Here is a 19948-nt window from a genome sequence, read left to right as displayed (position 1 = left end):
CACTCGAGGGGCGGGCCAGCGGGTTTCGTCAGACGGTGCGGGCCAGGCGCACGAAGTCGTCGACGTCGAGTTTCTCGCCGCGGATGCCGGGATCGATGTCGGCGGCGCGAAGCCGGCGTTCGGCCTCGGCCGGGGAGCCCGCCCAGCCGGCCAGTGCCGACCGCATCGTCTTGCGGCGCTGTGCGAATGCCGCGTCGATCACGGCGAACACCGTCTGCCGGAAGACCGGGTCGATCGGGTAGTCGTCGGTGCGTTCGATGCGCACGAGACCGGACTCGACCTTGGGTTCGGGCCAGAACACGTTGCGCCCCACCGCACCTGCGCGACTCACGCGGCCGTGGTAGCGAGCCTTCACACTCGGCACGCCGTAGGTGCGGCTGCCGGGCGGCGCGGCGAGCCGGTCGGCCACCTCCGCCTGGACCATCACCAGGGCGGTCGTGATCTCGGGGAACAGTCCGAGCAGGTGCAGCAGCACCGGGACCGAGACGTTGTACGGGAGGTTGGCGACGAGAGCCGTCGGCACGACGGGCAGGTCGTCGCGGGTCACCTGCAGGGCGTCGGCGAGCACGACGTCGAAGTTGCCGCTCTGCGCCGGCGCGTATTCGGCGACGGTCTGCGGAATCCGTTGCGTCAGAATCGGATCGATCTCGATGGCGACGACCCGGCCCGCCGTGCCGAGAAGGGCGAGGGTCAGCGAACCGAGTCCGGGGCCGACCTCGAGGACGACGTCGTCGGAACCTACGCCGGAGGCCGTGACGATCCGGCGCACCGTGTTCGCGTCGTGGACGAAGTTCTGACCGAGGGTCTTGGTCGGCCGGACACCGACCTCGGCGGCGAGCTCGCGGATCTGCGCGGGTCCGAGGAGCCGCGGTGCGTCGCCTGGCGTGTCGTCGTTCAGCGGAGACCCAACTTGGACGTGCACGACGGCCATGCGCCCCAGCCCTGGGCGGCCTGGGTCTTCTTGGCGATCGCGATCTGCTCTTCGCGGGTGGCGAGGTCGGCGCGCGGTGCGTACTCGAGGCCGCCCCAGCGCTCCCAGGTGTTCTGGTCGAACTGCACGCCGCCGTAGAACCCGTTGCCGGAGTTGATGGCCCAGTTGCCGGTGGCCTCGCACTGCGCGAGGGCGTCCCACACGGAGCCCGGCGGGACGTACGGAGCACCCGGCTTGGTGCCGATACGGACGGTGGCGGCGACGGGCTCGCTGAGCACTTCGCTCGTCAGCTTGTCGCGCTTCACGACTCGTCCGTTCACCTTGGTGACCTTATACGTCACCCGCGCCTCACCGGGGGTGCCCTTCTTCTCGACGACCTTGCGGTCGCGGACGAGGGTGGGATCTTCCTTCTTGATCTCCGGCGGGGCGACCGGCTCGGTGACGGTGACGTCCTCGGTCTTGATGCGTGTGACGACGATCTTCAGGTCGGGGGTGACCTCGGTGTCGGCGGCCGGCACGACCTTGTCCTCGGCGCCGAGCGGCGTGCCGAGGGCCTCCAGCAGGTCCTTGACGGTGTGGGCGGCGACGACCGGGCGCTTCTTGGCCGAACCGTCCACCAGGTGCACCGGCTTGGGAAGGGCGACGTCGATCTTGCCGCCGTCGACGGGCAGTTCGTCGGTGCCGAAGTCGGCTTCCTCGGCGGCGTGCTCCAGGCCCCGCTCCTCGAGCAGCTGGTCCACGGTGGAGGCGTTGGTGATGATGGTCTCGCGCTCACCCTCGATGTCGAGGGTGAGCTTCTTCAGACGGTTGACCTTGATGGTCTGCCCCTCGCCGAAACCGGAGTCGAGCGACGGGCTGACCTTGTCGCCGTCGGCCGGGGCGAGACCCTCGGACTCGAGCAGGCTCTCCACCGACATCGCCATCGTGGACACCTGACGGGTCTGTCCGTCGACGTCGATGGTGACGGTCTTGTGCATCGCGACGCCCATGACACCACCGGCGGCAACGGTCGCGCAGACGGCTCCCACCGCCAGGCGGGCACGCAGGGAATCGGTCCCGTTGATCTTGGAGAAGACCGACTTGGGCGACACTGAGGGAGGCAGAGAAGGCAAGGCACAACAATCTGGTCGGGAACAAGGCGCCGCCGCGACCGGGAGACCCATCCGAGCTGTTCGGGATGCGTGGGCATCACAAGACTGAACCGCTGAGAGCCGGATGTGTCGCTCTGGCCGAGCGGGATCACAGTACGATAACGAACCGGCCAGATTATGGCAAAGGGATGTTGTAGACGCGCCGCGCATTGGCGCAAAACAGACGCGCCATCTCGTCCTCGGACACTCTTCTGACCTCAGCGATCGCCCGCGCCGTATACGGCAGGCAGTACGACTGATTCGGCTGGCCACGGTAGGGATGCGGGGTCAGGAACGGCGCGTCGGTCTCGACGAGGATCTGTTCGTCGGGTACGAGTTCGGCGGCGACGCGCAGCTCCTCGGCATTGGCGAAGCTCACAGTCCCGGCAAAGCTCAGGACGTACCCGCGGTCGACGCATTCACGGGCCACATTTCGGTCACCGGAGAAGCAATGCATGATCACGGTGTCGGGAGCGCCCTCGGCGGCCAGGATGTCGAGCAGATCCCGATCCGCCTCCCGGTTGTGGATCATCAGCGGCTTGCCGACCCGTTTGGCGAGGTCGATGTGCCACCGGAACGTCTCGTGCTGCACCTCCGGCGACGCGCAGTCGTCGGACTTACCCGGCCAGTAGTAGTCCAGACCCGTCTCACCCACCGCGACCACCCGCGGATGACGGACCATCTGCTCGAGTTCGGCGGCGGTCTCGTCGTTCAGATCGCCCGCATGCATCGGATGCAGCGCGACGGCCGCGTAGACCCGGTCGTCCCACTCCGCCGCGGCGACCGCCCAGCGGGCGTCGATCATGTCGTCGGCGACCGTCACCACCTGGTCGACGCCGACCGCCTGGGCGTGGTCGAGGATGGCGCGGACCGACTCGGCGTCCCGCCCACCGCACGCCGCGAGGTGGGTGTGGGCGTCGACGAGCCCTGGCAACGGCGTCGGGTCCGGCGGCGGCTCGCGCCGACGACGCTTCTTGGCCGCCTTGTTGCTCAGGGTCTCGGCAGGCGCGCCGGTGGGGGCTCCCTCTGCGGCGTCGCTGGCGTCGCTCATGGCAAACACCTTGACACAGACCCGCGACGTCTCGTGCCCGACTACAGCGCGACTGTGCCCTCGATCACGGTTGCGGTGTCGCCCCCGACCCAGATGTTCTCCCCGTCGTCGTGGACGTGGACGCGACCGGCGCGACCGATGGCCCCACCCTGGGCGGCGACATAACTCTCCGGCGCCTGCCCCGTCGCCCGCAGCCAGGTCGCGATCCCCGCGTTGAGGCTGCCGGTGACCGGGTCCTCGGGCACGCCGATGCCCGGGACGAAGGCGCGGACCTCGGCGAAGACGTCGCCGGACGAGTAGAGACCGAGCAGGCCGACCTCGTGGCCGCCGAGGGCCGGGATGTCGGGGCGGACCTCGAGCACCCGCTCCCCCGATCCCAGCTGGATCACCATCCACCCGGGACCGTTGTCGACCCATTCCGCCGCGAGCACCTCATCCCGATCGACGCCGAGTGCGGCGACGACCTCGTCGACGGTCTCCGCCGCGACCGGACCCGATCGGCGCAGCGGCGGCGCGGCGAAGGCGAGTCGTGGACCCGATCGGCGGATGCGGACCAGTCCGACGCCGCACTCCTGCACGACGTCCTCCCCCTTCGGCCGGCCGCCCGAGGTCAGCCAGGCGTGCGCCGATCCCAGGGTCGGGTGACCGGCGAACGGCAGCTCCCCGTCCGGGGTGAAGATTCGCAGCTTGTAGTCGGCGGCCGGATCGGTGGGCGGCAGCACGAACGTGGTCTCCGAGAGGTTGGTCCAGCGGGCGAACGCCGCCATCCGGTCCTCGGCGATGGGAGCGCCGGGCCCACCGCCGTCGACGACCACCGCCACGGGGTTGCCCTCGGTGCCGGTGGAGGAGAACACATCGACCTGAGCGAAACGACGAGTCATGGCGCCATCGTCTCAAAGGGGTTCACGCATCGGCCACGGAGTTTCCCGGGTGAACGGATACCGGCCGGTAGGGCCCTGCGGCGGTTAAGGTCGATTGACCGACGCACACGGACGGAAGAGTCGATGACGCCCGGACCACTACACAGGACACAGCTGGCCGTAGAGGTGGCCGACTACCTGCGCACCCGGATCATGACCGGAATCCTGCGACCGGGAGACTTCGTCCGGCTCGACGAGACGGCATCGGCACTCGGGTGCAGTGTCACCCCGGTCCGCGAGGCGCTCGCGACCCTCCGTGGTGAGGGACTGGTGAAGCAGGCCCTGCACCGCGGCTTCATCGTCGAGACGCTCACCCGAGGCGACATCGTCGACATCTTCTGGATACAGGCCGAACTCTCCGCGCGCCTCGCGAGTCATGCCGCCGAGAACCCGGACCTGGAGCAGCATCTGGGCGAACTGGCCGCACTCGCCGACGACCTCGAGGCAGCCGTCGACTCCGGACGCGCCGAAGAGGTGCTGTCCGCGGAATTCGCCTTCCACCGCAAGGTGCACCTGATGGCCGAGAGCAGAAAACTCGCCTGGTTCCAGTACTCCGCCAGCAAATACAATCCGCTACAGCTGTATTCGAGCGACACGGAGTGGGGCCGGTCCGCGGCGGCCAGCCACCGACGCCTCATCGAGCTGCTGCGCACGGGCGACACCGCGGGCATCAAGGCCGAGATCGTCGCCGCCTTCGAGGACGCGCGCGACCGCCTGATCGCGCAACTGGAATCGATCGGTTTCTGGGATGAAGGCCGTTCACCGACAACCGAAGCACACACCGTCGGCTCCGCCTGACGCGCGCTATCGCGCTTCACCGCGACTTACCCGACTCGGGCGGGTAGCGTTGCGAATCGTGTTGGGATTGCCAGAAGTGATCACTGTCGCGCTCTTCGATCTCGACGGGGTCCTCACCGAAACCGCGGTGCTCCACCGCAAGGCATGGAAGAAGACGTTCGACGCCTTCCTCGCCGAACGGGCGGGCGGCGTCGACGCGCCCGGTTTCGCGGAGTTCACCGACCAGGACTACCTCGACTATGTCGACGGACGCCCCCGGGAGGACGGTGTGCGGGCCTTTCTGGCGTCGCGCGGGATCACCGACGTCGATCCCGCGACCGTGACCGCGATCGGGAACGGCAAGAACGACATGTTCCTCGTCAGCCTCGCCGAAGACGGTGGTCATGCCTATCCGGGTTCGGTGCGATACCTCAATGCGGCACGCGAGGCGGGTCTGCGCATCGCGGTGGTGACGTCGTCGAAGAATGGAGGACCAGTGCTCGAAGCTGCCGACCTGTCGGAATTCGTGGAGGTCCGCGTCGACGGTCTCGAGATCGCCGCGCGTGGACTCAACGGCAAACCCGCCCCCGACTCCTATCTCCTCGGGGCCGAACTCATGGGCGTCGAGCCGACCGCGGCCGCGGTGTTCGAGGACGCCATCTCCGGCGTACAGGCCGGTAGCGCAGGCAAGTTCGGCTACGTCGTGGGAATCGATCGGGTCGGCGGCGGACAGGCCGAGGCGATGCGCGCCGCCGGCGCCGACATCGTCGTCAACGATCTCGACGAATTGCTGCCCGCATGAGCGCGGACAAGCCACACGGGTTCGAGATCCACCCGTGGCAGCTGAAGTGGAGCGGCGGAGTCGACCTCGACATGCTCGGCCGCACCGAGACGTTGTTCGCGTTGTCGAACGGACACATCGGTTTACGCGGCACCTTCGAGGAGGGTGAACCGGTCGACCACCCGGGCACCTACCTCAACGGCTTCTACGAATTGCGCGGCCTCCCCTACGCGGAGAGCGGCTACGGCTATCCCGAATCGGGCCAGACCGTCGTCAACGTGACCGACGGCAAGATCATCCGTCTGCTCGTCGAGGACGAGCCGATGGATCTTCGGTACGGCCGTACCGAAGAACACGAACGGACCCTGGACTTCCGCACCGGCACGCTGCGTCGACACACGCTGTGGACGTCGCCGACGGGCCGGACCGTGCGCATCAAATCCGAACGACTCGTCTCGTTCACCAAGCGCACCATCGCGGCCATCCGCTACGAGGTGGAGCCCGTCGACGAGGACATGAAGCTCGTCCTGCAGTCCGACCTGCTGGCCAACGAGCCGGTCCCCGCCCCCGGCAACGACCCGCGTCTCGCGGCGGCGCTCGACGCCCCGCTGGTGTCGGACCTCGCGACCTGCCGCAACTACTGGGGCATGCTGGTCCACCACACCAAGCAGTCCGGCCTGCACATCGCGGCCGGCATGGATCACGAGATCTACTTCCCGGACAAGGCCGACACCTTCATCCGTGCCGACGGCGACCTCGCCCGCCTCACCATCGCGGCGAACGTGCCGAAGGGCAAGAGCCTGACCCTCACCAAGTACATGGGTTACGGCTGGTCGGCCCGACGTTCGGTCCCGGCGCTGCGCGCACAGGTCGACGCCGCGCTGGCGATGGCGATGGAGACCGGTTGGGACTCACTCAAGGCCGACCAGGTCCGCTACCTCGAGGACTTCTGGCGCGACGCCGACATCGAGCTCGACGGGGATCCCGAACTCCAGCAGGCGGTTCGGTTCGCACTGTTCCACGTCCTGCAGGCCGGTGCCCGCGGGCAGTCGCGCGCAATCCCGGCCAAGGGCCTCACCGGTCCCGGCTACGACGGCCACACCTTCTGGGACACCGAGAGTTTCATCCTGCCGATGCTCACCTACACGGTGCCCGCGGCGGCCGGTGAGGAACTCCGCTGGCGCCACGCCACCATGGACAAGGCGAAGGCCCGCGCTGCCGAGCTCGGGCAGCGCGGCGCGATGTTCCCGTGGCGGTCGATCAACGGCGACGAGTGTTCGGGCTATTGGCCCGCGGGCACGGCCGGTGTGCACGTGTCCGCCGACATCGCCAACGCCACCGCCCGCTACCTGCGCGCCACCGACGACGAACAGTTCGAAACCGAGTGCGGCGTCGAACTTCTCGTGGAGACCGCCCGGTTGTTCGCCGGCCTCGGACACCACGACGTCAACGGCAGGTTCCGCATCGACGGCGTCACCGGCCCCGACGAGTACACCGCCGTGGTCAACAACAACACCTTCACCAATCTCGCCGCGCAGCAGAACCTGCGCGACGCGGTGGCCGCCGTCCATCGGCGTCCCGACCTCGCCGAGCAGTTCGGGGTGACGACAGCCGAAGCGGCGCACTGGGAGTCGTGCGCCGACGACATGTCGATCCCCTACGACGACGCGCTCGGCGTGCACCAGCAGTGCGAGTCGTTCACGCTGCTCGGTGCCTGGGACTTCGAATCGTCCGTCGGTCGCTATCCGCTGTTGCTTAACTACCCGTACTACGACCTCTACCGGAAACAGGTGGTCAAACAGGCCGACCTGGTGTTCGCGACCTACCTGTTCGGCGACTCGTTCACCGCGGAGCAGAAGCTCCGCAACTTCGACTACTACTACCCGATCACCGTGCGCGACTCCTCGCTCTCGGCGTGCTGCGAGGCGGTGACGGCCGCCGAGGTCGGTTATCTCGACCTCGCCTACGACCTGCTCGCCGAGTCGGTGTTCACCGATCTGCACGACCTGCACAACAACGTCAGCAGCGGTCTCCACATCGCCGCGCTCGCCGGCGCGTGGACCGACTGTGTCGCGGGCTTCGGCGGCATGCGCGACTTCGGCGGGCAGATCACCTTCGCGCCGCGGTTGCCGAGCCGGTTGACGTACATGTCCTTCCGCATGATCGTGCGGGAGTCGAAGTTCGTGGTCGCGGTGGACAAGGAACACGCCACCTACCGGCTGTTGTCCGGACCGCCGATCGATCTCTCGCATCACGGCGAGAAGTTCACCCTCACGTCGGCACCGGTGAGCATGAAGATCCCCGACCTCGAGTACCGGGAACCGCCCAAGGCGCCTCCGGGCTGCGAGCCCTACCGTCGCGAGATCTAGACGAGCACGCTCTCGACCCGTATGACGTTGTGCCCGGATTCCGGGTACAACGTCATACGCTTTCTTGACCCTCACACTGTGTCAGGGTCTGGAATGGGTGCACGAGGAGGTGGTGACGATGATCGAGACGATCACGGCCGCACTGCATGCACCCGACCCGTCGACGCGCCTGCGAGCGGCGATGGCGGCGGGTACCGAGCCCGATCCGCGGCTCGTCGACGACCTGATCGCACGCTGCGGCGTTGAACCGGACTTCTTCGTCCGGGACATGCTGACGTGGGCGCTGACCAGGCTGCCCGCGCAGGTGACGGTGCCGCGGCTCGTCGGCGAGCTGGTCTCGGAGCTGCCGCAGGCCCGCAGCCAGGCACTGCACACGCTGTCGAAGGTCGGCGACCGGTCGGCATGGCCGGCCGTCACCGCTGATCTGCTGCACGACGCCGATCCCGAGGTCGCGCGGACCGCATGGCGCGCCGCGGTGGCCCTCGTCCCGCCGGGCGAGGAGACTGCACTCGCCGGCGAACTCGCCCGGGAACTCGGGCGAGGCCCGATCGACGTGCAGCGCAGCCTGAGTCGGGCGCTGGCCGCACTGGGCGAGGCAGCCGTCGATGCACTCGCCACGGCTCGTCGACATCGGGATCCCCCGGTCCGCGCGCATGCCGAGGCGACTGTCCGAATCCTCGACGACCCGGACAACGACTTCGCCTACGAGCTCGAGCAAGCCACTCGGATGACGAACACTGTTGCATCCGTGCAGGATTCGAGTCCGTCGTGCTGATCGGCGAGGTGGCTCGGCGTTCGGGTGTCAGCACCCGGATGCTGCGCCACTACGACACGCTCGGTCTCGTCCGCCCGACCGGCCGCACGACGGGCGGCTACCGGGAGTACTCCGATGCCGACATCGAACGTCTGTTGCACGTGGAAAGTCTTCGGTCGCTGGGGTTGTCGCTGCGCGACGTCGGCCGCGCCCTCGACGACCCGGACTTCGCCCCGGATACGTTGATGGAGAAGCTGATCCAGGACACGCGGGACCGAATGGCCGCCGACGCCCGGTTACTCGATCGACTGGAACAGATCCAGGTGGCCGGCGCCGGGGACTGGCCGGCTGTGCTCGACGTGGTCGGCCTGCTCCGTGCGGTGCACTCCGAACACCCCGCCCACCGCCAGCGCGCGGCGCTGCGGGCGGGAGACGCCGGGTTGTCCGCCGGGGCGCTGACCGATGCCCTGCTCGCCGAATCCGACGAGAACGTCGCCGGCGCGCTCCGCTGGGCGCTCGCGCAGACCCCGGGTGCCCTCGACCAGCTCGCCGCCCGGGTCACCGACGGCGACGCGACGGTCCGGCGACGCGCGGCCACCGCTCTCTCCGCGATCCACGACGCCCGGACCACCGCGGTGCTCGAGGCCTCGCTGACCGACCCCGACCCCGAGGTCCGGCGAACGGTCGCCCTCACCCTCGGCCGTCGCGGTGTCGAGGCCGCGGTGGACGTCCTCGTCGAACTCGTCGCCGCCGGTGACCGCGATGTCGAGGCCGGCGAGACCCTGGCTACGCAGTACGACGACGGGATCGTCGGGCGGCTCGTCTACCGCCTGGGCGCCGATCCGGACCCGTCGGTGCGGCTGCGGCTGGTCCAGGCCCTGGCGGAGATCACCGGCGGCGCGGCGTCGAAGGCCCTGACCGAGCTGGGCGACGACGCCGACGTGACGGTCGCCCGCACCGCGCGCGCGATCGGGTCCTTGCGATCCCGCTGAGCGGCGCCGACCCGCGATTGGCTGTCAACGGCTGCCGGTCGGTACTCTGTGGAGCACTATGGCACCCGATCCGACCAGCCCTGATCTGTCCGGCACGGCCGAGGACGGCACCTCGCACGGCGCAGGGCGTCCGTACTACATCACCACCGCGATCGCGTATCCCAACGGCGCACCGCACATCGGGCATGCCTACGAGTACATCTCCGCCGACGCCCTCGCCCGGTTCAAGCGCCTCGACGGTTTCGACGTCCGGTTCCTGACCGGCACCGACGTCCACGGCCAGAAGATGCAGCAGACCGCGGAGGCCGAGGGCATCCCCACCGCCGAACTCGCCCACCGGAACTCCGACCGGTTCCAATCGCTGCAGGAACGTCTCGGCTCCAGCTTCGACCGCTTCATCCGCACCTCCGACGAGGACCACAAGCGGGCGTCGGAAGAGCTGTGGAAGCGGATGAGTGACCGCGGCGACATCTACCTCGACAAGTACTCCGGCTGGTACGACGTCCGCGACGAGACCTTCTACGCCGAGGCCGACACCGAGGTGAACGATGCCGGCGAGCGCGTCGCCTCCGACACCGGCCACGTCGTCACCTGGACCGAGGAGGAGACCTACTTCTTCCGGCTCTCGGCCTACCAGGACAAGCTCCTCGAGCTGTACGAAGCCCAGCCTGACTTCATCGGCCCCGACGTGCGCCGTAACGAGGTCATCAGCTTCGTCAAGGGCGGCCTGAACGACCTGTCGGTCTCGCGCACCACCTTCGACTGGGGTGTCCCGGTCCCGGGCCATCCCGAACACGTCATGTACGTGTGGGTCGACGCGCTGACCAACTACCTCACCGGCGTCGGATTCCCCGACGATGCGGCGACGTTCGAGAAGTACTGGCCGGCCGACCTGCACATCATCGGCAAGGACATCATCCGGTTCCACTGCGTCTACTGGCCGGCCTTCCTGATGAGCGCCGGCGTGGAACTGCCCAAGCGGGTCTTCGCCCACGGCTTCCTGTTCAACAAGGGCGAGAAGATGTCGAAGTCGGTCGGCAACGTCGTCGACCCGGAGAACCTCATCGACGAGTTCGGCCTCGACCCGGTGCGCTACTTCTTCCTGCGCGAGGTGTCCTACGGCCAGGACGGGTCGTACTCCGCCGAGGCGATCGTCTCGCGGATCAACGCCGATCTCTCCAACGAGTTCGGCAACCTCGCCCAGCGCACCCTGTCGATGATCGGCAAGTACTTCGACGGCGTGGTGCCGGCGGCCGCCGACCTCACCGACACCGACAAGGCCCTGCTGGACCGAGCCGACTCGCTGCTCGGGACCGTCCGCGAGCACTTCGACAACCAGGCCATCCACCTCGGACTCGAGGCACTGTGGTCGACACTGGCCGAGACCAACCGGTACATCTCGTCGCAGGAGCCGTGGAAGCTCGCGAAGACCGACCTCGACCGGACCGGCACCGTGCTCTATGTGTGCGCCGAGGTCGTGCGCATCGTCGCGGTGCTGAGCCAGCCGGTGATGCCGAAGTCGTCGAACAGGATCCTCGACCTGCTCGCCGTCGGCGACGATCGCCGGTTCCGCGCTGTCACGACACGCCTGGCATCTGGTACGACGCTGCCGAAACCGTCCCCCGTGTTCCCGCGATACGAGAACTGACCGACCCCGCCGAACATGGCCGCGTCCGCGCTCGATGCACTCCGGGCACTCCACGCCGAGACCCTCACCCGGGGACTCCCGCCGCCCGCGGCGCTGATCGGCGACTGGCTGGACGCCGACGCGGTGATCGCGCCGACGATCGAGGTCGTCCCGGGGTGCACGCCACCCGATGACCCCGACCGATTCTGGTTCGGCTACCTCGGATTCCCGGTGCGCGCCGACGAGGCGACGCTGCCGTCGACCGCCGGCGGCCTCACCGACGGCGTCCTCATCCTCCGCGACGGCGAGTGGTCCACCCTCGGCACCGGCATCCCGGACTGGGCGTACGCCGTGCTCGACGCCCCGGACACGGTTGTCGGCCAACCCACGACGACGCGGTGGCACCCCCCGGCGCATGCCCCGCATCTGACCGCGATCGAGCACTGTCTCGACGCGATCCGCGCCGGCGACGTGTACCAGGCATGCGTGTGCACCCGCTTCACCGGCACGCTGTCGGGAGCCCCGGTGGACTTCTTCGCCGACCTCGCCGCCGCCACAGCACCTGCGAAAGCCGCTTTCCTGCAAGGTGATTGGGGCGCGGTGGCGAGCCTCTCACCGGAGACCTTCCTGCGTCGTACCGGCAACATCATCAGTTCCTCACCGATCAAGGGGACGCTCCCCGCCCACGCCGACCCCGACGCACTGTCCGCCTCCGCGAAGGACGTCGCCGAGAACATCATGATCGTCGACCTCGTCCGCAACGACCTGGGCCGCATCGCCGTGACCGGCAGCGTGCGGGTTCCGGAACTCCTGTCGGTGGTGCCCGCGCCCGGCGTCTGGCATCTGGTCTCGCGGGTCGAGGCGATCGTCCGGCCCGGCACGGGCAACGACGCCGTACTCGACGCCACCTTCCCGCCCGCATCGGTGACCGGCACCCCGAAGCTGCGCGCGATGGAACTGCTCGCCGGCTGGGAGCGCGACGCCCGCGGGGTCTACTGCGGGGCGATCGGCATCGCCGGACCCGGCCGGGCCCTCGATCTGAACGTGGCCATCCGCACGGTCGAGATCGCGCCGGACGGCAGTCTCGGGCTCGGCGTCGGGGGCGGAATCACCATCGACTCCGTCCCGGAGAACGAGTGGCAGGAATGTCTCGACAAGGCGGCCAGCATCGTCGCTAACACTCGAGCCGATACGCTGCACAATCACAATTACCGGACTTGATCGTTGATTTCGGTACTATCTCGCCCATGACTCTGTCCTTCGAGGCGACCACCGATCTCACGGAGCTCGCCCGGGAGATCAACCGCGACCGCGAGGCCATCATGTCCGGTGCGACACCGCCTCCCGGATTCGCCGGAGAAGTGGTCGAGTCCTGGACCCGGGTACAGGACTCGAACCATCCCTCGACGGTCGACGATCACCATCGCGGACGCATCGACCGCGACGAACTCGAAGCCCGTCGGGCCGCCCATCCGCTCCGGCTCGCGGTGGACTCGCTCGAGCGGGTGTTCGCCCAGTCGATCGACGACCCGCTGATGTCGCTGGGCATCTTCGACGCCGACGGCGTGATGCTGTGGCGCGGCGGCTCGCGTGCGATGTTCCCCGAAGCGAACCGTCTCGGCCTCGTGGCGGGAAGCCGGTGGGACGAAGATTCCGCCGCGACCACCGCGGTAGGCCTCGCGATCCGCCACCGACGTCCCAGCCGCCTGTTCGGTCCGGAGCACTACAGCCGATCGCTGCACGGGCTGTACTGCACCGCGACGCCGGTCCACGACCCGCGCACCGGCGAGATGATCGCGGTCGCCGGGCTCGCCGGACCGGCCATGCAGATGCAGCCCGCTGTCTCGGCGTTCACGGCCGCGCTGGCGACGCTGAGCGAGCACGAGGTGACGCTCGCCCATCAGCGCACGCTCGCCGACCTGCGCTATCACGGCGCCGCCCAGCTGGCCGGCCTGCACGGCCCGGGTCTCCTCATCGACGACGACGGCTGGGTGGCCGAGGGCCGTGGGTGCACACCGCCGGTCCGGGTGGCCGCGCCCACCGAGGACATGCGTCAGTTCGTACCCGGACTCGGGATGTGCGTCGTCGAACGGCTCGGGACGGGCTGGCTGGTGCGCCCGGCAGGGCCCTCGGGCCCGGTCATCGCCGAACTCGACCTCGACGGCGAGCCGACGATCACGGTCACCGGCGACGACGCCCCGTGGCGGACGGTCCTCACGCGGCGCCACGCGCAGATCCTGCTGCTGCTCGCCGATGCGGGCGACCAGGGTCTCACCTCACAGCAGTTGAGCCAGTTGCTCTTCGGCGACCAGAACCACACCGTCAGCGTGCGCGCCGAGCTGTCGCGGCTACGCCGCGTCGTGGGGGCGCTCGTCTCGAGCCGGCCCTACCGGCTGGCGCCGCGCGTCGAGCTGCGGGTCAGCTCGGATCAGCTCGACGCCTATCGAGAACCGACTGGTAGACGTCGCGCCGCGAGGCACCCGAACCCTGCGTGACCTCTGCGCAGGCGTCTTTGAGGCGCATCCCGCCGGCCACCAGCTCCTCGGCGCGGTCGGCCAGCTCCTCGATGTCGGGTTCGGCGGCCACGGCACCGGCGATGACGACCGTGATCTCACCCCTGACGCCCTCGGCGGCCCATTCGGCCAGTTCGGCGAGTCCGCCGCGGCGGACCTCCTCGTAGGTCTTCGTCATCTCCCGGCACACGGCGGCACGACGGTCGGGTCCGAGGATCTCGGCCGCTGCCGCCAGGGTGTCGGCCAGCCGGTGCGGCGACTCGAAGAACACGGCCGTGCGCGGCTGTGCGACGAGTTCGCGCAGCCAGTCCGCGCGTGCCCCGGGCTTCCGCGGCGCGAATCCCTCGAAGCAGAACCGCTCCGACGGCAGTGCCGACACCGCGAGTGCCGTCGTCACCGCCGACGGGCCGGGCAATGCCGTCACCGGCAGACCGGCCTCTGCGCAGGCCACCACGATCCGATAGCCGGGGTCGCTGACCGACGGCATTCCGGCGTCGGTGACCAGCAGGACGGTCTCACCGCGGGCGATCGCCTCGACGAGCCCCGGGGTACGCGCGGCCTCCACCTGGTCGTAGTAGCTGACCACGCGGCCGCCGATCTCGACGCCGAGCGCGGCGGCCAGTGCACGGGTGCGGCGGGTGTCCTCGGCGGCGACGATGTCGGCCGTCTGCAGGGCCTCGCGCAACCGCGGCGACGCGTCGCCGACCTGCCCCATGGGTGTGGCGGCCAGCACCAGTCGTCCGGTCGTCCCGGTGTCGGGTGCGGACAGGTCGGGTGCGGCGTCGTCGGTGGGGTGCGTGTCGGGCTCGGCGGCATTCATCGTCAGCCAGCTTACGAGGGCCCACTAGGATCGAGCGGGTGACCATCACCGCCGCGCGCGACACCTCTGTGCCCGCCGGTGTCCCGGTCCCCGCCGTGGTCCCGCCGACCCGCCTCGGACCGGAGGTCCCGGCCCCGCTGTTCGGCGCCCCGGATCGGGGTCGCGGCCTTCTGGTCGGTGTCGTCATCACGCTCCTCGCCGCCCTGACCCGGTTCTGGAACCTGAGCCATCCCACCGACAAGGGCACCCCGGTCTTCGACGAGAAGCACTACGTGCCACAGGGCTGGCAGGTGCTCACCGGCGGCAACTGGATCGAGGACAACCCGGCCTATGGGCTCGTGGTGCATCCCCCGGTCGGCAAGTGGATGCTCGCCGCGTCGGAGGCCGTCTTCGGATACGGGCCGCTCGGCTGGCGGGTCGCACCGGCGATCTCCGGCGTCCTCATCGTCGTCCTGGTCTACTGCGTCGTGCGGCGGTTGACGCGGTCCACACTCGTCGGTGCGATCGCCGGCATCTTCGCGATCTGCGACGGCGTGCTCTTCGTGCAGTCCCGGATGGGGATGCTCGACATCTTCCAGGCCCTGTTCATCGTCGCCGCCTTCGCCGCGCTCGTCGCCGACCGCGACCAGGTCCGCGAACGGATGTACCGCGTCTACCTCGAGGGCCGGATCGACGACAGTCCGTTCGGGCCGCGCCTCGGTTTCCGCTGGTACCGCTTCACCGCCGGTGTGATGCTCGGGCTCAACTGCGGGACCAAGTGGTCGGGCGTCTACTACGTCATCTTCTTCACAGCCCTCGCCATCGGCTTCGACGTCGCGGCCCGCCGGGCGTATCACGTGCGGCGTCCGTGGGTCGGCACGCTCGTCCGCGACGTCGTGCCCGCCGGCGCGAGCCTCGCGGTGATGCCGGTGGTCATCTACTTCCTGACCTACATCCCGTGGTTCAACAGCGAGACCGCCGTCTACCGCTACTCGGAGGGCAATGCGATCGGGACCGGCGGAACCTTCTCGTGGGTACCCGGGGCGTGGCGTTCGCTCTGGTACTACGAGTCCGGCATCCTCCAGTTCCATTCGGGGCTGACCAACTCCGCGGGAAACCAACATCCCTGGGAGTCCAAGCCCTGGACCTGGCCGATGAGCCTGCGGCCGATGCTCTACGCCCTCGAGAACGGGCCCGACCAGTGCGGCACGGGCGAGTGCGTCCGCGCCCAGATGCTGATCGGGACACCGGCCCTGTGGTGGCTCACCCTGCCGATGTTGCTGTGGGGCCTGTGGTCGTGGATCGTCCGCCGCGACTGGCGCTACGCCGCGGTCGTCGTCGGCTACTGCGCCGGAATCCTGCCGTGGTTCCTGGCCCTCGACCGCCAGATGTACTTCTTCTACGCGACGGCGCTGGCCCCGTTCCTGGTGATGGGCCTCGCCCTGTGTTGCGGTGATCTGTTGCGCTCGACGGCGGCCACGGCCCGCGCCCGGCCCGAACGACGGGTGCTGTCGATCATCGTGGTCGCCGTCTACGTGGCGCTGGTGGTCACCAACTTCGTGTGGCTGTGGCCGATCCTCACCGCGTCCCCGATCTCGCCGGGACTCTGGCGGCAGCAGATCTGGCTGCCCAGCTGGGGCTGAGCGCCACCGCCAGAGTCCCTCGGCAACCCGTTGCTCCCTGATCCGAACGAGCGTGACGCCCCCAGGTCCGATGCCTGAGGTGCGAGGAGCGCAAGCCGCCGGGCTGAGTAGCGACGGAGGAGCGTATCGAAGTCGACGAGCCACGAAGGGCCGGTGACCGACCCGTCAGGCCGGTGAACCGTCCTTGTCGGCGGCCGGGATCGTCCCGTCGCCGTTGAGCCCGGCCTGTTCGACGATGTCGGGCTCGATGATCTCCAGGTGCCGCACGGCGTCGGCGTGGATCGAGTCGAGCTCACCGGTGGCGATCGCCTCGGCCTGCTCCCGGACATGCTCGTCGACGCGTGCGGACAGGACGGTGCGGGAGACGACGAGCGGATCGTGCCGGAGATCCAGGTACAGCGACAGGCACATGCCGATCATGACCAGGACGAAGGGCAGGGCCGCGATGATCGCCATCGTCTTGATCCCGTCGAGGGCGTCGTCACCGCTGATCGCCAGCAGCAGTGCGGCCACCACGCCGGTGAGCACACCCCAGAACACCGTGATCAGGCGTGACGGTTCCTCCGCTCCGCGCTGGGACAGCGTCCCCATCACCAGCGAGGCGGAATCGGCACCCGAGACGAAGAAGATCGCCACCAGGATCATCACCAGCGCTGAGGCGACACCGGTCCAGGGCAGGTTCGCCAGCACGTCGAACAGGGTGTCCTCGCTGGCGTCGTTCGCCGCGTCGAAGTTCAGCACGCCGGTCATCTGCTCCCGGATCGCGGTACCACCGAACACGCAGAACCAGACCAGCGACACCGTCGTCGGGACCACCATCACGCCGATCACGAACTCGCGGATGGTCCGCCCACGACTGATCTTGGCCAGGAACAGGCCGACGAACGGGGTCCACGAAACCCACCACGCCCAATAGAAGATCGTCCAGTCGGCCAGCCACTGCTCCCCGGCCTCGGTCGCGACCGTCGCATCCGAACGCGCGGCGAAGGTCGTCAGGTCGGTGAAGTAGGCACCGAGCGTGGTCGGCAGCAGGTTGAGGATGAAGATGGTCGGGCCGACGACGAAGACGAAGGCCGCGAGCACGACGGCGAGCACCATGTTGATGTTCGACAGCCACTGGATGCCGCGGGCGATGCCCGAGACCGCGGACGCGACGAAAGCAGCGGTGAGGATCGCGATGATCCCGACCAGGAGGAGCTTCGTGGGTTCGTGGACCCAGCCGACCTTGTCCAGACCCGAACCGATCTGCAGCGCACCAAGACCCAGCGACGCGACCGTACCGAACAGAGTCGCGAAGATGGCGAGGATGTCGATGACCTTGCCGGCCGGGCCGGTGGACACCTTCGGGCCGAACAGGCGCTCGAACACCGAGCTGATCAGCTGCGTACGACCGAGGCGGAATGTGCTGTACGCCAGCGCCAATCCGACGACCGCGTACATCGCCCAGGGATGGAATCCCCAGTGGAACATCGTCGTGGCCATCGCGGCGCGAACGTCCTCGGCGGCGATCTCCGGTGGCGGACTGACGAAGTGGAAGAGCGGTTCGTAGGCGCCGAAGAACATCAGGCCGATACCCATTCCGGCGCTGAACATCATCGCGATCCAGCTGACGGTGCGGAACTCGGGTGCCTCGTCGTCACGGCCGAGAGGTATGCGGCCGTACTTGGACACCGCCAGGAACACCGCGAAGATGACGAAGCCGGTCGCGGACAGGATGAACAGCCAACCGAGGTTGGTGGTGATCCACCCCAGGACGTCGGAACTGGTCGAGTTGAGGCCGTCCTTGTCGGCAAGACCCCAGGCGACGAAGGCGATGACGATGAGGGCAGTGACCGAGAAGACCACGGGATCCAAGCGTGGTCGTGCGGGCCGACTCCCCCCACCAGGTCCGCGCGAGGAGTCCTGCGCACGGCCAGACGGCACGTTCTGTTCACTTGTCATGAGTCCACCAAAGCAACGTCGGTGCCGCTATTTCAAGTCGCGCGCACTGCGCGCTGCACCAGAGCGACGATCGTTTCGTCGTCGAGACCCAGGTCACGGGCGGTCTCGACGTAGGTCGACGCCGCGGTGAAGCCGGCGTCGTGCGCATCGTGCCGACCCGCCTTGACGAACGAACCCGACCGTCCGCGCGTCTCGATGACGCCGGCCGCCTCGAGTTCGCGGTAGGTCTTCGCCACCGTGTTGGGGGCGAGGTCGAGGTGGGCGGCGAGTGCCCGGACGGTGGGCAGGCGATCACCGGTGAGCAGCGTGCCGTCGGCGATCAGTTCGATGACTCGGAGCCGCACCTGCTCGAAGGGCGGGCGGTCGGATGCCGGGTCCACCGTCAGATGGTCCAACAGCGACGAACTCATGGTCGGCCCCTCACAACAGATCCCGCGCCAGCGGACACGACATGCACCGGGGCCCACCACGACCCGAGCCGAGTTCGCGGCCCTCGATCTCGATGACCTCGATACCCGAATCACGCAGGCGACGATTGGTTTCCACGTTGCGGTTGTAGGACACGACGACCCCGGGCGACAGGGCGAGGGTGTTGTTGCCGTCGTCCCACTGCTCGCGCTCGGCGGTCACCGGGTCGAGACCGGTGTCGATCACCCTGAGCTTGCCGATACCCATTGCCTCGGCGGCCGCTTCGACGAACGGCCGCTCCCCGGTGACGTGTACGGCGTCGGTGTCCGGGTCGTGGACGAGGGTGAACGCCGACATGTGGTCGCGGATGTTGGGGTACATCACCACCGCATCGGTGTCGACCATGGTGCACACGGTGTCGAGATGCATGAACGCCCGCGCCTGTTCGATGGGTACGGCGAGCACGGTGTGGGCGAGATGATCGTCGAAGAGGCTGCGCGCCAGAGCTTCCGCACCGGCCGGCGTGGTGCGCTCCCCCACCCCGACGGCCACCACACCCGGCGCGAGGAGCAGCACGTCACCGCCCTCGACCGGCGCGACCTGCGACTCGTAGGCGCGCCGGGCACCGGTGAAACGGGGGTGATGCGCGTAGATGAGATCGGTCAGCGACGTCTCGCGTGTCCGCGCGTGGAGTGCCAGGGAGGTGATCGCGAACCGCGAACCGATCCAGAACGAGCTGTCGCGGGTGAACAGCAGATTCGGCAGCGGCTCGATGGCGAACTCAGGGCCGTGATGCATCCGGCGCACCAGCGACGACCGCTCCGCGGACGGCGTGATCGGCAGTTCGTCGAACGTCATCCCGGCCGTCAGGACGTGCGACAGATCCGCGGGCGCGAGTCCGCGGAGGTGCCTCGCGAGGTCCTCGGCGAGGTGTGTCCCCAGACGGCGTGCGCTGACGGCGGCCGCGATGCCCTGGATGCGGGCGGCCCCGCTGTGCACGATCGTCTCGGTGAGCAGGTCGCCGAGCAGGTAGACGTCGACCCCGCGATCCCGCAGCACCGCGGCGAACGCGTCGTGTTCCTCCTGCGCACGGTCGACCCAGGGCAGACCGTCGAAGAGCAGTTGATCGTTGTTGCGGGGCGTGAGGCGTCGCAATTCGTCACCGGGACGGTGCAGCATCACCGCACGCAGCGTGCCGACCTCGGAATTCGCTCCCAGCGCATAGTCCCACCCGGTTGCGGCAGACCCCGCTGCGCCAGACCCTGCTGCGTCTGACCCCTGTGCAGCATCCTGCTGCCCGTCACGCATCATC

17 protein-coding genes are annotated in these 19948 nt (G+C 68.7%); 9 read left to right on the top strand and 8 right to left on the bottom strand.

The features are described 5' to 3' along the window. Nucleotides 1–28: 28 nt before the first annotated feature. The 4 genes from rsmA to M1L58_RS12960 all read right to left on the bottom strand — a co-directional run bounded on the left by rsmA (nucleotide 29) and on the right by M1L58_RS12960 (nucleotide 3993). Entirely contained in the window at nucleotides 29–931 is a 903-nt protein-coding gene (gene rsmA, locus M1L58_RS12975; RefSeq protein ID WP_248659188.1) for a 16S rRNA (adenine(1518)-N(6)/adenine(1519)-N(6))-dimethyltransferase RsmA, read from the bottom strand. Further along, nucleotides 895–2022, bottom strand: coding sequence for a transglycosylase family protein (locus M1L58_RS12970; protein ID WP_248659187.1), 1128 nt, complete (start codon nucleotides 2020–2022; stop codon nucleotides 895–897). The genes rsmA and M1L58_RS12970 overlap by 37 nt, the downstream gene beginning before the upstream one ends. Nucleotides 2023–2197: 175 nt before the next feature. Then, entirely contained in the window at nucleotides 2198–3112 is a 915-nt protein-coding gene (locus M1L58_RS12965; protein ID WP_248659186.1) for a TatD family hydrolase, read from the bottom strand. A 41-nt stretch (nucleotides 3113–3153) separates the two neighbouring features. Next, the gene (locus M1L58_RS12960) at nucleotides 3154–3993 is read right to left on the bottom strand and encodes a PhzF family phenazine biosynthesis protein (RefSeq protein WP_154882708.1); all 840 of its coding nucleotides are present in this window, start codon (nucleotides 3991–3993) and stop codon (nucleotides 3154–3156) included. A gap of 123 nt (nucleotides 3994–4116) precedes the next feature. Here M1L58_RS12960 and M1L58_RS12955 point away from each other — a divergent pair, with 123 nt between their 5' ends. The 8 genes from M1L58_RS12955 (at nucleotide 4117) to M1L58_RS12920 (ending at nucleotide 13827) form a co-directional block, all read left to right on the top strand. Continuing rightward, on the top strand, nucleotides 4117–4830 hold the full coding sequence (locus tag M1L58_RS12955) for a GntR family transcriptional regulator (RefSeq protein WP_248659185.1): 714 nt from the start codon (nucleotides 4117–4119) through the stop codon (nucleotides 4828–4830). A gap of 58 nt (nucleotides 4831–4888) precedes the next feature. Further along, on the top strand, nucleotides 4889–5611 hold the full coding sequence (locus tag M1L58_RS12950; protein WP_248659184.1) for an HAD family hydrolase: 723 nt from the start codon (nucleotides 4889–4891) through the stop codon (nucleotides 5609–5611). After that, nucleotides 5608–7959: a glycoside hydrolase family 65 protein gene (locus M1L58_RS12945; protein WP_006867380.1), complete on the top strand. Its 2352-nt coding sequence runs from the start codon at nucleotides 5608–5610 to the stop codon at nucleotides 7957–7959. Before M1L58_RS12950 ends, M1L58_RS12945 begins: the two co-directional genes overlap by 4 nt. 118 nt (nucleotides 7960–8077) lie before the next feature. Beyond that, complete coding sequence (locus tag M1L58_RS12940) at nucleotides 8078–8734, top strand: HEAT repeat domain-containing protein (RefSeq protein WP_248659226.1); 657 nt, start codon at nucleotides 8078–8080, stop codon at nucleotides 8732–8734. After that, nucleotides 8728–9705, top strand: a complete 978-nt coding sequence (locus tag M1L58_RS12935; RefSeq protein ID WP_248659183.1) for a HEAT repeat domain-containing protein — start codon at nucleotides 8728–8730, stop codon at nucleotides 9703–9705. The genes M1L58_RS12940 and M1L58_RS12935 overlap by 7 nt, the downstream gene beginning before the upstream one ends. A gap of 58 nt (nucleotides 9706–9763) precedes the next feature. Beyond that, a complete protein-coding gene (metG, locus tag M1L58_RS12930; RefSeq protein WP_248659182.1) occupies nucleotides 9764–11353 on the top strand; it encodes a methionine--tRNA ligase in 1590 nt (529 codons plus the stop codon). Between the two features lie 15 nt (nucleotides 11354–11368). Then, nucleotides 11369–12553 (top strand): aminodeoxychorismate synthase component I, encoded by a 1185-nt coding sequence (locus tag M1L58_RS12925; protein WP_248659181.1) that lies wholly within the window; start codon nucleotides 11369–11371, stop codon nucleotides 12551–12553. 26 nt (nucleotides 12554–12579) lie between these two features. Then, entirely contained in the window at nucleotides 12580–13827 is a 1248-nt protein-coding gene (locus tag M1L58_RS12920) for a helix-turn-helix domain-containing protein (protein WP_248659180.1), read from the top strand. On the opposite strand, the gene rsmI is transcribed toward M1L58_RS12920, so the two are convergent. Continuing rightward, complete coding sequence (gene rsmI, locus M1L58_RS12915) at nucleotides 13751–14665, bottom strand: 16S rRNA (cytidine(1402)-2'-O)-methyltransferase (RefSeq protein WP_248659179.1); 915 nt, start codon at nucleotides 14663–14665, stop codon at nucleotides 13751–13753. The genes M1L58_RS12920 and rsmI overlap by 77 nt on opposite strands. A gap of 38 nt (nucleotides 14666–14703) precedes the next feature. Here rsmI and M1L58_RS12910 point away from each other — a divergent pair, with 38 nt between their 5' ends. Continuing rightward, a complete protein-coding gene (locus M1L58_RS12910; protein WP_248659178.1) occupies nucleotides 14704–16287 on the top strand; it encodes a dolichyl-phosphate-mannose--protein mannosyltransferase in 1584 nt (527 codons plus the stop codon). A gap of 165 nt (nucleotides 16288–16452) precedes the next feature. On the opposite strand, the gene M1L58_RS12905 is transcribed toward M1L58_RS12910, so the two are convergent. From M1L58_RS12905 to M1L58_RS12895, 3 genes are read right to left on the bottom strand one after another with little or no spacing between them, the layout of a single operon-like run. Then, entirely contained in the window at nucleotides 16453–18228 is a 1776-nt protein-coding gene (locus tag M1L58_RS12905; protein WP_248659177.1) for a BCCT family transporter, read from the bottom strand. Between the two features lie 32 nt (nucleotides 18229–18260). Further along, nucleotides 18261–18638, bottom strand: coding sequence for a GntR family transcriptional regulator (locus tag M1L58_RS12900; protein ID WP_006867371.1), 378 nt, complete (start codon nucleotides 18636–18638; stop codon nucleotides 18261–18263). A 10-nt stretch (nucleotides 18639–18648) separates the two neighbouring features. Continuing rightward, on the bottom strand, nucleotides 18649–19947 hold the full coding sequence (locus tag M1L58_RS12895) for an arginine deiminase (protein ID WP_248659176.1): 1299 nt from the start codon (nucleotides 19945–19947) through the stop codon (nucleotides 18649–18651). Nucleotide 19948 lies beyond the last annotated feature (1 nt).

This window comes from Gordonia sp. C13 (genome assembly GCF_023218005.1).
GTDB lineage: Bacteria > Actinomycetota > Actinomycetes > Mycobacteriales > Mycobacteriaceae > Gordonia > Gordonia namibiensis.
This window is presented reverse-complemented; position numbering and strand designations above follow the sequence as displayed.

Bases quoted from the DNA above. Each gene is read 5' to 3' on its own strand.
- rsmA (WP_248659188.1), bottom strand. From the start codon at position 931: ATGGCCGTCGTGCACGTCCAAGTTGGGTCTCCGCTGAACGACGACACG.
- M1L58_RS12965 (WP_248659186.1), bottom strand. From the start codon at position 3,112: ATGAGCGACGCCAGCGACGCCGCAGAGGGAGCCCCCACCGGCGCGCCT.
- M1L58_RS12960 (WP_154882708.1), bottom strand. From the start codon at position 3,993: ATGACTCGTCGTTTCGCTCAGGTCGATGTGTTCTCCTCCACCGGCACC.
- M1L58_RS12955 (WP_248659185.1), top strand. From the start codon at position 4,117: ATGACGCCCGGACCACTACACAGGACACAGCTGGCCGTAGAGGTGGCC.
- M1L58_RS12945 (WP_006867380.1), top strand. From the start codon at position 5,608: ATGAGCGCGGACAAGCCACACGGGTTCGAGATCCACCCGTGGCAGCTG.
- M1L58_RS12940 (WP_248659226.1), top strand. From the start codon at position 8,078: ATGATCGAGACGATCACGGCCGCACTGCATGCACCCGACCCGTCGACG.
- metG (WP_248659182.1), top strand. From the start codon at position 9,764: ATGGCACCCGATCCGACCAGCCCTGATCTGTCCGGCACGGCCGAGGAC.
- M1L58_RS12925 (WP_248659181.1), top strand. From the start codon at position 11,369: ATGGCCGCGTCCGCGCTCGATGCACTCCGGGCACTCCACGCCGAGACC.
- M1L58_RS12920 (WP_248659180.1), top strand. From the start codon at position 12,580: ATGACTCTGTCCTTCGAGGCGACCACCGATCTCACGGAGCTCGCCCGG.
- rsmI (WP_248659179.1), bottom strand. From the start codon at position 14,665: ATGAATGCCGCCGAGCCCGACACGCACCCCACCGACGACGCCGCACCC.
- M1L58_RS12905 (WP_248659177.1), bottom strand. From the start codon at position 18,228: ATGACAAGTGAACAGAACGTGCCGTCTGGCCGTGCGCAGGACTCCTCG.
- M1L58_RS12900 (WP_006867371.1), bottom strand. From the start codon at position 18,638: ATGAGTTCGTCGCTGTTGGACCATCTGACGGTGGACCCGGCATCCGAC.
- M1L58_RS12895 (WP_248659176.1), bottom strand. From the start codon at position 19,947: ATGATGCGTGACGGGCAGCAGGATGCTGCACAGGGGTCAGACGCAGCA.